This is a genomic window from Agarivorans sp. MS3-6 (assembly GCF_054112545.1).
Genome location: NZ_CM134202.1, coordinates 1793868 through 1809731 on the forward strand (window position 1 = coordinate 1793868; position 15864 = coordinate 1809731).

The following is a 15864-nucleotide window of genomic DNA, read 5'->3' on the forward strand; positions in this document are numbered from 1 at the left end:
CATCGCATTGATTCTTTTTTTACTCATCGTAAAAATTGTCTTAAGTTGTCATAAATTGGCCCCGAATCCTTATGTTTCATTACTCCACTCCATTTACCAAACGCTCCACCAGACCTGAGCGACGCTGGGTTTTATTACGACAAGCGGTGCTAATGCTATCGGGGTCAGCATATAAACTAAAGGTACTTTTTGCGCGGGTAATCGCGGTGTATAACAGCTCGCGATTCACCAAGGCTTGCTTAGTTGGCGGCAGTAACATAGCCACTTGGTGAAACTCACTGCCTTGGCTTTTGTGTACCGTCATTGCATAAACGCTTTGATGGGCAGGTAAGCGGCTGGGTAATAGCCAACGCAAACCATTCGCCGATTCAAAAGCCACCATCAACTGACCAGTGTCATCAGCAGCACAAATACCTATATCACCGTTATATAACTGCTGCTCGTGATCATTTTGCTCAATCATCACCGGACGACCGATATACCAAACACTGTCGGTACTGGCGGGTAGTGCAATTAATCCCTGCTTTTGTAGTAATTTTTCTAGCCGCTGATTAAGCCCTGTCACCCCTAATTCACCATTACGTAATGCTACCAATAGCTGAAATCGATGAAACTTTGCAAATACCTGCTCCATCGCCTCGCCCTGTTGCAGCGCAACTAAATAAGGCTGATAGCCCTGCATCACCCGCGTCAGTAAATCTTGGTAAGCGCCTTGATTAAGTGCCTGATACGGCAAATCGGCGCGCTGTGACTGTAAAAGCTCTAGTGCTTGTTCTGCATGGCCTTGGTTAACCGCCTTGGCTAATAAACCAATGCCCGAGCGAGCATCAAAACGATAGCTTTTGCGTAACAAACATAACTTATCGGCAATCGCTAATGGTGAGGATGCTTGTTGCGGAGCTAAGTTGAAGCCGCTACAAGCCTGCAAAAATGCCACTAAGTTCGCGCTATACCCGTGACTGATAAAGGCACATAAATCTCCTAATACCGCGCCAGCTTCTACCGAAGCAAGCTGATCTTTATCACCCAATAAAATGATTCTCGCCTGCTTAGGCATGGCTGCTAATAATTTGACCATTAGCGGCATATCAATCATCGAAGCTTCATCTACCACTAACATATCTAAGGCCAAAGGATTATCTGCGTGATGGCGAAACTCTGCCCTACCAGGAATCACACCCAATAAACGGTGAATAGTTGATGCTTGCTCAGGGATCGTAGCAATGGTCTGTTCGCTGGCATTAAGTTGATGCTTAGCGCCAATGATTGACTCACTTAAGCGCGCCGCTGCTTTACCCGTTGGCGCTACCAGTTGAATACTCAAGGGGGCCTTACCCGCGCTCAACTGCAGATCTTGCAGCAATGCCAACAAGCGCGTCACTGTCGTGGTTTTTCCAGTACCCGGCCCGCCACTGATCACTAACCGTGGTTGATAACAAGCCTGTAGTGCCGCCAACTGCTGCCAATTAATTCTGCTACTGGCGGCAATGCCATGCACAAACTCGGTGAGGCTTGGTTGATCGCTAATGTGCGTAAGCTGATTTAGCCAAGCACTATTGCTGAGTAAAGCGGGGTCATAGACATCTAAAAATTGCTCAGCGTACACCGCCATTTGCTCTCTGGAATAACGCAATTTAGCCTTTAATAACATCGCCCAATCACGGCTAAATAGACGCTGCATTCGAGGGGTAATATCTGCCGGCGAAAAGCGGCAAACTGACTCAGAGTGAGCAAAGTATTGGGCTATTTGTTGTTCGTAATGCCAATAGCGATGCAAATACAAACGTTGATACTGCAATACCAAAGGTTTGGCCTGCGCTGCATTAGCTTGAAGATCACTGTCTACTTGTTGTATCGATGTTGACTGGCTCAGCAGTGTTAACCAAAACTGGCTATCTTGGTACTGCTCAATAGGACAAGCACCCAGTAACTGACAACGCCTTACCAAGGTTGTCATGTCTACACAAATGTGCCCCGCGTTTAGCTCGTTACTAACTATCGCTGCGGCAACCATTAGGGCCTCGCTTTGCTCACTACTAGCAAAAGATTTGGCAAAATGAAAATCTAGGGCGCTAATGGCACCAGCTTGCTTCAATTGCTGTAACCACGCCGTCACTGACAATGACGGTGTGGCGGTTAAATTATTCATCCGCTGCGGCCTCATTATTATCAATGGCAGGTAACTCGGTAGGCAAAGCCTGCCCCGCAAAAAGTTGATCAAGATAATGAATAAAGCTGACGCTCGGTCGACTAAAATAAACGCCGTTGCGGCTAATTGCCGGTTCAGCCAGTTGCTCACCACTCATACCGCGTAAAAACAAATAATACACCCCACCAAAATGTTGCTGATAATCGTAATCAGGCAAACGCTGCCCCAGCCAACGATGTAAAGCCAAGCTATAGAGCTGATACTGAAAGTCATAACGATGCTCTACCATCGCTTCAACCATAGCTTGCTGCTGATAGTCAGCCACCTTGTCCCCTAAATAGTTAGACTTATAATCCAATACGTAATAGCGGCCATTGTGCTGATACACTAAATCAATAAAGCCTTTCAACATGCCTTGTACGTTCGAAAAATCCAGCGCGCTAGCCCTGCGGCTCAATGGGTCAAAATGGCGGATTAAACGATTCACTTGGTTAGCCTGCAAATCGGCAATCGGCAGGAAGAACTCCATTTCTACCAAACGCTGCTCGGCCCCAAGTAAGCTCAAGCTATAGGCGGCGGTATTCCCCCCATCATCAAGAGGCGTGGCACACACTTGCTGAAACATTTGCGCTAAGGGTTCTAGCCAAATAAGTTCACCTTGCAGGTTTACGTCGTTATAACTCGATGTGTGTAATAGTGTGGGTAATGCTTGGCGGATTTCCTCGATATCAGCTTGAAAATCAATCTCTTCAAACAATAAATGTAAGAAAGTACCCGCTTCGGCCCCGCGCGGAAAATCAAAAATAGTCAGCGCCTGCTCACTTTGTGGTTCAAGCTCTTCGCTAGCTAAACCTTCAGCCACATCCAACCAAGCCATGTCACTACTGGCATCAAAACCGGCCTGATGGCCTTGATGACGGCTTAAAGCAGAATAACTGGTTAGCCACCAATTTCGATTAATTTGACTGGTAAACTGCCGAGCCGCGTAACTCGCTTGCTCATCACCAATAGGCTGATAAGGTGCTAATACCTGCTCACTGATTGCTTGCCAGCTTATATCTGGGTGCTGTGATAAGTTATCTAGAATAGCGACTAACGCTCCCGCAGGCTGTGGCAGATTTTTTTGCAATAAATACCCAAGGGCACTTTGATGAACATCGGTATCGCCTTTTTTGGCATTGCCTTTTTTAAGATCGGCCACACCTAAATAACAGCAATATACCGCGCGAGTTACCGCCACATACAGTAGGCGCAGATCTTCGGCTAAACGCTCTTGGCAAGCGGCTTCCATAGCCTGTTCGCCGCCATCCAAGTCGTAGATAAAACGCTCGTCTTGATGATACAAAGCCTCACTCGCTTCGCGAAAACCAAGGATAAAGGGCAACATCACAATCGGATATTCCAAGCCCTTGCTCTTATGAATAGTCACAATTTGTACCAAATTGGCATCACTCTCTAAGCGCAGTTGTTGGTCGTCTGCATTACCATCAGGCTCTAGCAACTGCTCGGCAAACCAACGCATCAATGCAGCATCGCCGTCTAGCTCAGCACTTTTATTCTGTAACAGTTCGGCTAAATGCATTAAGTTAGTCAGTAAGCGCTCACCGTAGTTATCACTTTGGCTTATCCAGCGTTCACTGATAGCACGTTGGCTCATCCAGCGGTAAAACATCGCTAATACACCTTGGCTGTACCATAGCTGTTGGTAGTCAAAAAATTCGTGTGAATAACGCTGCCAGCTGCGCTCATCGGTATTCAACTCATCCAAGTCACTTAAGCTCAAACCCAGCATTTTGCTGGCCAAGGCCGCCCGCAATTTACGGTCGTTATGTGGCTCTTGGCAGGCCAATAACTGCAAGTAAAACTGATAGGCTTCTGGGCTTTCAAACACGCTATCGCGATTAGATAAACTGACACTGGCGATGTTTTGTTTGGCGAGTGCCGACGCTACTTTTTCGCCTTCGCGGCGAGTTCTTACTAATACCGCAATATCACCCGCTTGTACGGTTTTACCTTGATTGCCTAATGTGGCGGTGCCGTTTTGCCCCGCTTCGAGCAATTGCTGGATCTGCTGAGCGCATTCTAGCGCTTGGCCATTAATATAATCTTCACCACGCACAAAATCAGGGTTTTGTTGATACAAGAACTGCATAGCCGCTTGGCGTTCGCCGTTGATTTGCAAACCACTAAGCTGCTTTTTGGCAGCATCAACGGCAATAAATTGAATCGCGTCATCATAGATAAAAGGCCGCTGATGCCATTCAAACAACTGATTGCAGGCATTAACCATGGCGCCCGTCGAGCGCCAATTGGTCGGCAAATTGTAACGTGCTGTGACATTGTTGCGCGCTTGCATATAGGTAAAAATATCGGCGCCACGAAAACCATAGATAGCTTGCTTAGGGTCACCAATTAGCATCAAGGCGCTGTCGGGCCGGCCCATGTAGAGTTGCGAAAAAATCTGATATTGCTGCGGATCGGTATCTTGAAACTCGTCAATCATGGCTACTGGATACAGCTCAGCAATGCTCTTCGCTAGCACGCCACCTTGCGGCGCATTAAGCGCCTTGGCTAAGCCCGCCAGTAAATCATCAAAACTGAGCAGTTGTTGTTGCTGTTTCAGCTCGCTAAAACGCTGACGGATTTGCGGTAGCAACTGAGCCAGCAGCAGATTTTTGATGCTCTGTTCTTCATCAAATAAGCGCTCAATAGCCACAAAGGCTGGATGCTCTGGCGGCTGCCCTTTAGCTTTAACCCCGTTAGCTAGATTGTCTGGAGTGAATTTTTGCAAAGCCTCACGTAAGGGCTTGCCGAGAAAATCACTGTCGGTCGGCGCATCAACAAATTGATTAATCAAGGCCAACCATTTTTCTACCGAGGCTTTGCGAAACTTATTACCGTTAAGTGGCGCCGTCGCAATCAACTCGGCAATATCGATTGCAGCCGGTTTCCACAGTTGTTTAAAAGTATCTATGCGAGCAATTTGCTGGGCAAAAAAGGCTTCTAGATTTTGTTCATCGGGCACACCTTGCAACTCAAAATGGCTTTGATTAAGCAAGCTGCCAATTTCTTGATGCAACTGCTTTGGGCTGGCCCAACATTGCACAATTCGACTGATGAGAGGCACTGGCAGGGGGTAAAAACGCTGTCGCCAGCAGTCTTGTACCGCCTGCAAACGTAAATGAATTTCGTTAGTGAGAAACTCCATCTCAAAGGGCAAACCGCTTTCAAAAGCATGTTGCTTTAGCATTCGCTGACAAAAGCCATGAATGGTAAATACTGCCGCCTGATCCATGTTTTGTTCAGCCAATAGTAGGCGCTGCGCGGCAAGTGGGTGATCACTGACTTCATCTAACAGTTTACTGATAAAAAAATCGCTGCTTTCACCGCGTAAAAAAGCAATACGGGCCTCATGTATTTTTTCTCGAATGCGACCACGCAACTCTTGAGTGGCCGCTTCGGTAAAAGTCACCACTAAAATTTGCTCTATGCTCAGTGGCGTAAGTTGGCCTTGCAAGGTAAAACCTTGCCCCGTTTCACGTTCGTGCCCCAACAATAGCCGTAATACAAAAGCGCCAATGGTATAGGTTTTGCCGGTGCCGGCACTGGCCTCAATCAACCGTGCGCCACTCAGCGGAAAGCTAAAGGCATCTAAATTGGTGCTTGTTAAGGGTGACATCGTTTGAGCTTGCACGTTGACATCAGACATGAGCAAACTCCTCTAAATGTGACAGTAGCGGTTCGAGTAAACGCTGAGTATTGGCTTCGAACTCCGGCCATATTGCTTCTAAATCGGCTAACTGGGCTTGAATATAAGGGTCATCACCTTCGGCTTGCGCAAACGGCCCACCCACAAACTGGGTGCGAGCAGCGCGGCGCGCCTTGTCGATATTGGCTTCGCTAAATGCTATCGCACCGGTCTTTTTATCTTTGCATTGGCTAATCCATTGCCAGGCGCTTTCAATCGGCAATAGCAGTGGCTGTTGTAAACCCGCATGCAAACAAGTCAACCACTCGCCTAGGCATTGCAAGGCCTGCTCGGCCGCTACTGGCGTAAATTGCCAAGCGTGTTTGCGGCCAATAATATAGCTGCTGCTAGCTTGACTAGGTTGAGCGGCATGAAAGACCAAGTGCCATAACCACGCGGCCACTAAATCTTTACCGCGAATACTGCCTGGGCGATAACTCACTAACCCTTGAGCGTAGCGCTGCTTTAACCAAGCCGATAAGCGGCTTGATAGCTCGCTATCTTCAGCGTTGTAATTAACATCAACAACGAGCTGTTGATGTTCTAATACGCCGCCAGCCAGTAAGGGGAATAAGGTATCTGCCAAAGGTTGCATCTCTTGCCATTGTTGCTCAAAAGAGACCTCTGCAAAACCACCATGAGGTAAGGCTCCCGCTGCGTGTAAATAAGCAAACTGCTGTTGCTTATCAGCATTATTTAATTGCTGCTCTAATAGATGCAACTTCATGCTATAGCCAGACAAGCCGTCTACGACAAAGGGTTCGGTTTCTTCTAACTGCTCGGTTAAACGAGGAAAGCTCACCTTTAAGCGACGCTGATAAAAATAGGCAATCGGCGAGCGACTAAAAGCCAGCAGTTCATCCATTGTTAGATCAGTCAAGCCTCCCTCATTGATCAGTTGCGATAATTCAGGGACCGAAGGTTTAACTTGCTGCTGCGCTGTTACCGCGGGCAACCAACGCTGCGCATAACTAAAAATCTTAAGCGGCTCCCCAGTCAACGAACCGCTGGCTGATGCGCTTTGGTAATATTCGGGCGAAAATGGTTGCAAGGGATGCTTGCATGTCACCTGTGCTAACAGCTTAACGCCAGATTGATCCACATTCAGCTTTTCATCTCCCACTAAGGCGCAGCTTTGACCAATATAGTCACACAGCTCAGCCACCAGTACCGAGGGGGTTTGTTCGCTATTGTCTTTAGCACTATGCGCAATATAGGAAATATATAAACGTTGCTGTGCCGCTAACAGCGCTTCTAAGAACAAATAGCGGTCGTCATCTCGGCGGCTACGGTCACCGCGCTTTGGCGGGTTATCCGCCATTAAATCAAAACCTAAGCTGGGCACACTACGCGGATACTCGCTGTCATTCATGCCCAGTAAACACACGACTTTAAAAGGAATCGCACGCATTGGCAGCAGGGTACAAAAGTTAATTTGGCCGGCTAGAAAACGTTGACTTCCGCGCTGTGAGTTAAGTTGATTACGGCAATAATCGAGAATTAATTCTGGGCCAATATCGTCTTTATAATCACTTGCCGCACATTGCTCCGCTAGTGTTTCAAACAGCTTCAATAAACGTAGATGTTCAGCTTCATCGTCAGCATCAAAACGATAAATATGCTGAACTAAGTTCTGTAAGCGCAATTGCCATTGTTCAGCAGGAACCGCGATTAATAAGTCCTGCTCAAGTTGGATTAACAGGTCGATAAAATCTGCCAATTTACCCACGGCTAAAGCGCGCTTGCCTTGCACCTCATCGTAAGCCAACACACCTTGATACAAACCCGCTTCACTGGGCATAGCGTAACCTAACAACATCCGCTTTAGGCCAAATAACCAAGAGTGGGTCTCATCTTCGGGAGCTTGCCAGCGGCTGCGATCACTACCATCTAAGCCCCAACGCACCCCCGCTTCTTTTACCCATTGGCGCAAGGGTTTTAACTCATCATCATTCAGTTCAAAACGACGCATAATCGCTGGCACTTCTAATAGGGCCAGCAATTCGGCTGCAGACTTACGCTTTTGCGGTAAGGCGAGCAATTCCAAAAAGCTTAATAGCACGGGATTTTCTTGGGTGGCACTCCTATCTGAAATCGCAAACGGCAAACGGGTTTCTGCGCTAGCACTGCCAAACACCGCTTGAATCATTGGCCCATAACGGTTGACATCCGGCACCATCACAATAATGTCACGCGGGCTTAACTCTGGGTCTTGCTCAAACATCGCCAGGAGTTGGTCGTGTAATACTTCTAGCTCTCGGCGAGGACTATGGCAAAGATGCAGCTGAATACTGGTATCATTTAGAGCTACTGGACGTTTCTTTTCACTGCTATCAAAATATGTATAGTTAATGGGGTCACGTAAATACAAGATGTCGTCTTGTATTAACTTCAATATCAGAGGAATCGTGTGTGCATTATTCTCTGGAAAATTGTCGTCAAATGAAGTGAAGTCATTTTTTTCAAGCAGATGCAGCATATCAATATAGTCACGGCCTAATTTCCCCATAGAAGATAACAAAGGGTTACCGACACTAAGTAACTCGGACTGCTCTTTAAGTACTGTACGAACATCTTTTATATCCCCCCAATACTCTTTTGAAGGGTTAGTTAAAAACAAGTGGATGTCAGTATGTAAGGCTAAAGCATCTAAAGCTTCAACATAAGCAGGCGGCAGCGCCGAAATACCAAAGATAAACACCTGCTCGGGCAAGCCTTCTGGCACGGCACTGGCCACTCGCAACTGTTCAACAAAGTCGATATATAAGTTGCCCCGGTGATAAGGGGAGTCCATAGCGCTAACCGTGTCGTCGACCAAGTCACGCCACAAAATAGGCTGCCAAGGCTGGCTTTCGCTCACCTCGTTTAAGTCATCACCCGCTTCCCATGCACTGGTCCATTCGCTTCGATACACCAAATATTGGTCGTAAATATCCGCTACCTTTTGGGCAAGTTGCCATAGCTTGCGGCCTTCAAACGATGCCGTGTCGTCGTCACCGAGCAAATAATGGCGAAGTGGCGAAAACTCAACCTCGCTAAGGCGTTGCGGTAGCAAACGCATTAAGCGCCAGCTCATCGCTTCTTTGTTAAACGGGCTTTGCTCGGGTACGTCTTGCAATACCAAATGAAACATTTGCCAAATAAAGCTGGCGGGTAGCGGAAAAGCCACATTTGCCACAATGCCTTGTTGTTCGGCTAGCTGCAGTTTTAACCACTGCGCCATGCCAGGGCTTTGTACCAAAATCTGTTGCTGAGTAAACGGACTATCAGGAGTCTGTAAACTCATTACTGAGCTCAACATTTCCCTTAATGAACTGAGGTGATTACTTTGATAAAGATATAACAAGAAGGCTGTTCCCTTGAACGAAGCAGCCTTTATTGTGCCAGAAAAAAACGCTTAAAAAAGTGTTGCTTAAACGATTTTCACTGGATGGCAGCAGTTAGCTGAACAGCTAGCTACTTAGAGAAGATAATGCGACGCAGCGCAGAATAGTCGAAACTGGTGTAACCGCCGTAACCATTTTCAGCGACAAACATACCCGCGCCTTCTTCTCGGCTAGGCAGTTTAAACTTGGCACCACTATGAGTTACCGCAACATATTGGTTAGAGACATAGTAGTATTTATTGTCAGCTTGAATAAATGCTAACTCACTTAAAGGCATAAACAAGGGTTTACCCTTACTATCTAAAGCAACAATGCGCTGTTTAAGGCTGCCATCTGAATTTTGGATTTGTAGATTGTTTAACTGCATCCATTGCGAATCACTGCCAGATTGTAACCATATTCTGACTTCTTGAGCATTTACGTTTGTAGCACCGAACAATAGAGAAATGCCTATCAACATCCATTTCATCATCGTATTTCCTTCCTTATATTTTTTAGCGCGATAACCTCTATTGTCTTCGGGTTATTCACCTTTGCACTTTAAGTAACAGCCTCAGCATTGTAAACGCTTGTTTAACATTTGTTAGCTTGAAGTCATGTTACTGACCATACTTCTTTTCTATTTATTATTTTGTTGTCGTTGTCCTAAATGAACCTGCTGCGCTTATCGCTAACATCAGTAAATCTTTATTCTGTGTTGTCACTTGTATAATACTGGTAAAACAGCGACTTATAAAAACACAATCTGAGCTTTATTGTATGTAAGTGTCAATAAATTGAACACCAATAGCTATACAATTATTGAGCCAATTAATTGTAAGCGATTCTTTACACTGTGATCAGGGACCCATATCGCAAAGTTGATGAAGATTAGAGGTAATCGTTATTAACTCAAGAATAAATCATTGACTAATTAGTTTGATAAACGATGCAGTAAGCGGTCCATGGCGCGGTAACTTAAGGCTTCAACAATATCACTGCGTTGAATCGTTGTTTGTTGTTTAAGGTCGGCAATGGTTCTTGCTAAGCGCCATACTCGATGAAAAGCCCGGGCCGACAAACCCAATTGGGTAATGCTCGATTCCAAAAAGGCGCTATCCCCTTGGCTAAGGGCGGCATGCAGCTGTAACTCTTTACCCGACAATTGGCTATTTAGCTTTGCCGCACGGCTTAACTGAATCTGCCGCGCAATCATCACCCGCTGCTTAATCTGTTGACTAGACTCTCCAGTGGTATGCTGACTCAGTGCCCCTTTGGGTAAACCACTTACTTCCACACTCAAGTCAAAACGGTCTAAAAATGGACCCGACAATTTGCCTAAATATTTAAGAATTTGGTCGGGATTACTGCGTAATTGTTGGCCTTGGTAATAGCCACAAGGAGAGGGGTTCATTGCAGCAATCAATTGAAACTGAGCAGGAAAACGCACCTGCAGTGCGGCGCGAGAAATATGCACCTCACCCGACTCTAAAGGCTGGCGCAGTGCATCAAGGGTAGCACGAGAAAACTCTGGTAGCTCATCCAAAAATAATACCCCATGATGCGCTAAAGTGATTTCACCAGGGCGAGGGTTAGAGCCGCCGCCCACTAAGGCCACCATAGAAGCGCTATGATGGGGGCTTCTAAATGGCGGAACATACCAGTGCGGTAAATCTCGCTGCTGAGTGCTGACCGAAGCGATCGCCGCCACTTCGATCGCTTGCTGCTCACTCAGAGGCGGCAAAATCCCAGGCAAACGGCTAGCCAACATGGTTTTTCCGGTACCTGGAGGCCCCAGCATGAGTAGATTATGCGAACCTGCCGCGGCTAATTCTAGGGCCCGTTTGGCTAAATGCTGGCCATGCACATCTTCCATGTCTAACCAGCTTTGTTCTAGATTGTCTTCAACCGGGCTAGCGGCTAATAGATTAAAGGCCATTTGCCCATTTAAACCAGCACTAAGCTGCTGCAAACTTGGGCTGGCATGCACCTTTGCATCAGGTACTCGCACCGCAGCAAGACCATCTTGCTCACCTGTCACTAAGGTTAATTGCTGTCGACTTACCGACAACGCAGTGGCGATCGCTCCGTTCACCGGTCGAATTGCCCCCGATAAAGCTAACTCGCCACAAAAAGCGAGGTCATCTAAACATGCTAAGGGAATATCACCAGCCGCCGCCAAAATGCCAATGGCAATGGGTAAATCGAAACGACCGCCACTTTTGGGTACATCTGCCGGGGCAAGGTTTACCGTGATACGTTTTGCAGGAAAGGAAAAACCACTGTTGAGAATGGCGCTACGCACTCTATCTTTAGCTTCTTTCACCGAGGTTTCAGGTAAACCTACAATGTTAAATGCTGGCAAACCATTGGCTAAATGCACCTCCACCGTTACGTTTAAGGCTTCCATGCCCAATAAAGTACACGTTCTAACTATCGCTAAACCCATAAAGCCCCCAACATTAATAACAATTTACATATTAGTAGGCTTTTGGTGAAATTGTTATTAAGTGTCTGAGCGTAAGGCGATTATTTGGCGTTAAAACACTGCTGTTGCTGCTGATGAAGCGCAGCCAGTACCGATTTACGTTCAATTAAACCAAGCAGCTTACCGTTCTCTACCACCGGGTAACTTTTGGGTTTATTGTCGGTCATGCTTTTCGCTAAATCGAGCACGTTATCATCGGGGCCAACACTTAATACGTCTTTACGCATGATGTCTGCCACCAAGGGGCTTTGGTCACAATAATAACCAGACTGCAGCATTTGGGTCACACAATCGAGTTCAGACAACCAGCCAATCAACTTGCCTTTACTATCCACCACTGGGGCACCCAGTTGGTGGGATTGAGTTAACGCTTCGCTGGCCTCGTTAATACTTTGTTTTTCAGTAAAGCTAAGAAACTGAGCACGCATATAGTGTCTTACATTAAGCTGTTGCATAAGACCTCCTTACGGGTCCTTTAAGGTACCCTTTCAGACTACTCTCTTGCTGCACTAAGTAAAACGGCTTATATCTATTGGATTGATAGGCAATACTTTGCAGCACTAAATGCGATTAAAGCAGCCTAATCAATGCAAGATGAAGGCTAGTTAGACGAGCCTTCATCTTCCGGCACATCTCGAATATATTTTGCCGGTACACCTGCTACCACAGTATTGGCAGCCACATCCTTATTGACCAAAGCACCCGCTGCAATCACCGCATTATCACCAATGGTAACACCGGGCAGTATATTCGCTCCCATACCTACCCATACACGACTGCCAATGGTGACTGGCAACGCTTGCTCCAAACCTTCGGTGCGCTGTTTAGCATTAAGTGGATGGGTGGCGGTTGATATATTGACCGCTGGTGCGAACATCACGTCATCGCCAATGGTGACTGGCGCGCCATCAAGAATCACACAACCATGATTAGCGTAGAAATTTTTGCCGGTAGTAATGTTGTAGCCGTAATCACAAAAGAAGCTTGGTTCGATCCACGGGTCTAAACTGTTTGGCAATAGTTCAGCAAGCACTTCTGCGCGCAAGTCTTCTTCTGGGTGTAATAGATTTAGCTCATAACATAAAGATTTAGCTTGATGGCGGTCTTCCACCAGCTCACCATCAAAGGCCAAGTACAGCTTGCCGGCTAACATTTTTTCTTTTTCAGTCATGCCTACCCCTTTCAGTTAAGGTTTGCTGCTGCATCTAAAGGCCCAGCTGAACCTATTTATAATCAATAAGTTATTCTAATAGCTTTATATTTACGATGTCTCCAACCTTGATAGCATTTTTATCAAACCAAGTTTGCTGCATCTCCCAAGCATAAAGAATATTTTGCGAAGCTTGGGTCAATCTTGTGTCATGAGGCTGCATAGCCCGGATCTCCATGATGGTTCCGTCTTTGCGAATAAAAGCCACATCCAAGGGGATAAAGGTGTCTTTCATCCATAACTTGGCCTTCTTTGACTGTTGAAAATTAAACAACATACCGCAGTTTTCACACAAGCTTCGACGGTGCATTAAACCTTTAGCTCGCTGCTGCTGATCGAGCGCATACTCCAACTGGTAAGTGCGTTGATGCACACTCACCTCAACATGGGCAAACGGTTGGGTTGCACAAGCACTATTAATTAGCAGCAATACCAAAATAAACATGCCTTGTACTCGTTTGCATTTCACCGCTTACACTCCTTTTTAAACAGCCACAGTTAAAGATTATAGAAAAGCCCTACTCAGGGAAAGCCATTAAGCCACGCCAAGGCCTATCAAACAAAACAAAAAATGACGAAAAATAACATCAATTTCACGCTGAGAATTATGCTGCAAATCCAACATATATAACCACAACAAAACACTTAGACGGAAGATAAAACCAAATAACGAATTATAACCAACCACTTAACCTGCAAATTGTTCATTTAGCCATCAACCAGCAGAGCTTTACACAAGCAAAGCCGACTTGAATCACATTTTGTACTGTGGTACTTGTTACTCATTGTCCTAGGAAAGTAGAAAATATGTCTTTTTCAGTTGCCCTAATTATTAGCGTCGTCCTTGTGGTGATTATCCTATCACCTCGCGGGGAAGCGCTGTTGTAACTGAAACGAGCACACAACACCAAACCCCCGCGCTGAAAGGCTCGGGGGTTTTTTGTTAACGGTGGAAAGGAAGTAGTAATGAATGGTGCACAACAAATTGTAGCAAGCCTGAAACAACAGGGCGTTGATCAGGTATTTGGTTATCCGGGCGGGGCAATTATGCCGCTCTACGACGCGCTTTATGATGGTGGAGTCAAGCACATGCTCACGCGTCACGAGCAAGGCGCAGCAATGGCCGCTGTAGGCTATGCGCGCGCGGGTGCCAACCGAGGAATAAAAGTAGGTGTATGTATCGCTACCTCGGGCCCAGGCGCTACCAATTTGGTCACAGGGTTAGCCGAAGCACAACTCGACTCTATTCCGCTAGTGGCGATCACGGGCCAAGTGGCGCAAGCGGTGATTGGTACCGATGCTTTCCAAGAGGTTGATGTATTAGGTATGTCTTTATCGGTAACCAAGCACAGCTTTATGGTGACTGATGTTAAAGAACTAAAACGTACTATTGAGCAAGCCTTTGAAATTGCCACCAGTGGTCGTCCCGGCCCAGTGTTGATTGATGTACCTAAAGACATTCAGTTGGCTGAGGTTGAAGAAAGCTTGGCTTATATCGCAAGCCACCCGCCTGCGGGTGATCCAGAACCTAGCCTGCTAGCTAAGGCCAAACGTCTACTCGCTGATGCTAAACAACCCATTGCCTATATAGGCGGTGGAGTCGGCATGGCCAATGCGGTAACTGAGTTACGCGAATTTCTAGATTACAGCCGAATCCCTAGTGTATGCACTCTCAAAGGCATTGGCTCAGTCACAGAACAGCAACCCCATTACTTGGGTATGTTAGGTATGCATGGTACTAAAGCGGCTAATATTAGCGTTCAAGAGACAGATTTACTGTTGGTTATCGGTGCGCGCTTTGACGACCGCGTAACCGGGAAATTAGACGAATTTGCCCCCAATGCCAAAGTGATTCACCTAGATGCGGATGCCAGTGAATTTGGTAAACGTCGCGACCCCGACGTTGCACTAGACAGCGACTTAAAACTGACACTGCCAGCACTACACTGCTTATGCGACATTAAGCCTTGGCAACAGATTGTCGATCAGCGTAAACACGACTTTGTTTGGCGCTACGACCACCCAGGCTCGCATATTTTTGCCCCCAGTATGCTTAATGACTTAAGTAAAATGATCGACAACAATACCGTGGTTGCCTGTGATGTTGGCCAACACCAAATGTGGGTGGCTCAGCACATGCAATTTGATGGGCCTGAAAACCACCTGTCTAGCGCAGGCTTAGGTACGATGGGTTTTGGCTTGCCCGCAGCCATTGGTGCTCAGTTTGCTCGCCCTAACGATACGGTCATCAATGTATCGGGTGATGGTTCATTCATGATGAACGTACAAGAGCTCACTACGATTAAGCGCGCCAAGCTTCCGGTAAAAATGTTGCTAATCGACAATAATCGTTTGGGCATGGTTCGCCAATGGCAAAACTTATTCTTTAATGGTCGCTTTAGCGAAACCATTCTTGATGACAATCCCGATTTTGTGAAAATGGCCTCAGCTTTCGATATTCCTGGTGAAACCATTAGTAACAAAATTGACGTACACGCAGCCTTGCAACGGATGCTCGACAGCGAAGGTCCCTACTTACTACATGTACTGATTGATGCAGAAGAAAACGTATGGCCATTGGTGCCACCGGGTGTGGCCAACGACAAAATGATGGAGGACTGCTAATGCAACATTCACTAACCATTACAACCCAAAGCCAAGCCGATGTACTAGAACGTGTATTACGGGTGACACGTCACCGTGGTTTTTTAGTACAATCGATGCACATTGAGCATATCAACACTCAACAGCCTGCATCTTATGCGATTGAATTGAGGGTTAGCAGTGAGCGGCCCATCGCTCAACTCACCAATCAACTGGTTAAGTTGTTCGATGTTGAACAAGTGCAATTAAAACAATTACAAGCTGTAGCTAGCCCAACAGTGGCTATAGCTTAAACAATTA

10 protein-coding genes are annotated in these 15864 nt (G+C 46.4%); 2 read left to right on the forward strand and 8 right to left on the reverse strand.

Annotated features, from left to right (window positions below; all coding sequences use genetic code 11):
- Positions 1 to 79: 79 nt before the first annotated feature.
- The 8 genes from recD to ACVFI8_RS08155 form a co-directional block, all read right to left on the reverse strand.
- A complete protein-coding gene (gene recD, locus ACVFI8_RS08120) occupies positions 80 to 2149 on the reverse strand; it encodes an exodeoxyribonuclease V subunit alpha (protein WP_457873555.1) in 2070 nt (689 codons plus the stop codon).
- Positions 2142 to 5858, reverse strand: a complete 3717-nt coding sequence (recB, locus tag ACVFI8_RS08125; RefSeq protein WP_457873556.1) for an exodeoxyribonuclease V subunit beta — start codon at positions 5856 to 5858, stop codon at positions 2142 to 2144. Before recB ends, recD begins: the two co-directional genes overlap by 8 nt.
- Positions 5851 to 9243 carry an exodeoxyribonuclease V subunit gamma gene (gene recC / locus ACVFI8_RS08130; protein ID WP_457873557.1) on the reverse strand — a complete coding sequence of 1131 codons (3393 nt, stop codon included), beginning with the start codon at positions 9241 to 9243 and terminating at the stop codon, positions 5851 to 5853. Before recC ends, recB begins: the two co-directional genes overlap by 8 nt.
- A gap of 110 nt (positions 9244 to 9353) precedes the next feature.
- Positions 9354 to 9755 carry a hypothetical protein gene (locus ACVFI8_RS08135; RefSeq protein ID WP_457873558.1) on the reverse strand — a complete coding sequence of 134 codons (402 nt, stop codon included), beginning with the start codon at positions 9753 to 9755 and terminating at the stop codon, positions 9354 to 9356.
- A gap of 441 nt (positions 9756 to 10196) precedes the next feature.
- Positions 10197 to 11711, reverse strand: coding sequence for a YifB family Mg chelatase-like AAA ATPase (locus ACVFI8_RS08140; RefSeq protein ID WP_457873559.1), 1515 nt, complete (start codon positions 11709 to 11711; stop codon positions 10197 to 10199).
- A gap of 80 nt (positions 11712 to 11791) precedes the next feature.
- The gene (locus tag ACVFI8_RS08145) at positions 11792 to 12205 is read right to left on the reverse strand and encodes a CBS domain-containing protein (RefSeq protein ID WP_248713961.1); all 414 of its coding nucleotides are present in this window, start codon (positions 12203 to 12205) and stop codon (positions 11792 to 11794) included.
- A 146-nt stretch (positions 12206 to 12351) separates the two neighbouring features.
- Positions 12352 to 12921 carry a sugar O-acetyltransferase gene (locus ACVFI8_RS08150; RefSeq protein ID WP_457873560.1) on the reverse strand — a complete coding sequence of 190 codons (570 nt, stop codon included), beginning with the start codon at positions 12919 to 12921 and terminating at the stop codon, positions 12352 to 12354.
- 70 nt (positions 12922 to 12991) lie between these two features.
- Complete coding sequence (locus tag ACVFI8_RS08155; RefSeq protein ID WP_248713959.1) at positions 12992 to 13429, reverse strand: DUF192 domain-containing protein; 438 nt, start codon at positions 13427 to 13429, stop codon at positions 12992 to 12994.
- Positions 13430 to 13926: 497 nt separating this feature from the next.
- Here ACVFI8_RS08155 and ilvG point away from each other — a divergent pair, with 497 nt between their 5' ends.
- The gene (gene ilvG, locus ACVFI8_RS08160; protein WP_248713958.1) at positions 13927 to 15585 is read left to right on the forward strand and encodes an acetolactate synthase 2 catalytic subunit; all 1659 of its coding nucleotides are present in this window, start codon (positions 13927 to 13929) and stop codon (positions 15583 to 15585) included.
- Positions 15585 to 15857 (forward strand): acetolactate synthase 2 small subunit, encoded by a 273-nt coding sequence (ilvM, locus tag ACVFI8_RS08165; RefSeq protein ID WP_457873561.1) that lies wholly within the window; start codon positions 15585 to 15587, stop codon positions 15855 to 15857. Before ilvG ends, ilvM begins: the two co-directional genes overlap by 1 nt.
- The last annotated feature ends 7 nt before the right edge of the window (positions 15858 to 15864 follow it).

Coding starts and splice junctions, on each gene's coding strand:
- recD (WP_457873555.1), bottom strand. CDS start 2,149: ATGAATAATTTAACCGCCACACCGTCATTGTCAGTGACGGCGTGGTTA.
- recB (WP_457873556.1), bottom strand. CDS start 5,858: ATGTCTGATGTCAACGTGCAAGCTCAAACGATGTCACCCTTAACAAGC.
- ACVFI8_RS08135 (WP_457873558.1), bottom strand. CDS start 9,755: ATGATGAAATGGATGTTGATAGGCATTTCTCTATTGTTCGGTGCTACA.
- ACVFI8_RS08140 (WP_457873559.1), bottom strand. CDS start 11,711: ATGGGTTTAGCGATAGTTAGAACGTGTACTTTATTGGGCATGGAAGCC.
- ACVFI8_RS08145 (WP_248713961.1), bottom strand. CDS start 12,205: ATGCAACAGCTTAATGTAAGACACTATATGCGTGCTCAGTTTCTTAGC.
- ACVFI8_RS08150 (WP_457873560.1), bottom strand. CDS start 12,921: ATGACTGAAAAAGAAAAAATGTTAGCCGGCAAGCTGTACTTGGCCTTT.
- ilvG (WP_248713958.1), top strand. CDS start 13,927: ATGAATGGTGCACAACAAATTGTAGCAAGCCTGAAACAACAGGGCGTT.
- ilvM (WP_457873561.1), top strand. CDS start 15,585: ATGCAACATTCACTAACCATTACAACCCAAAGCCAAGCCGATGTACTA.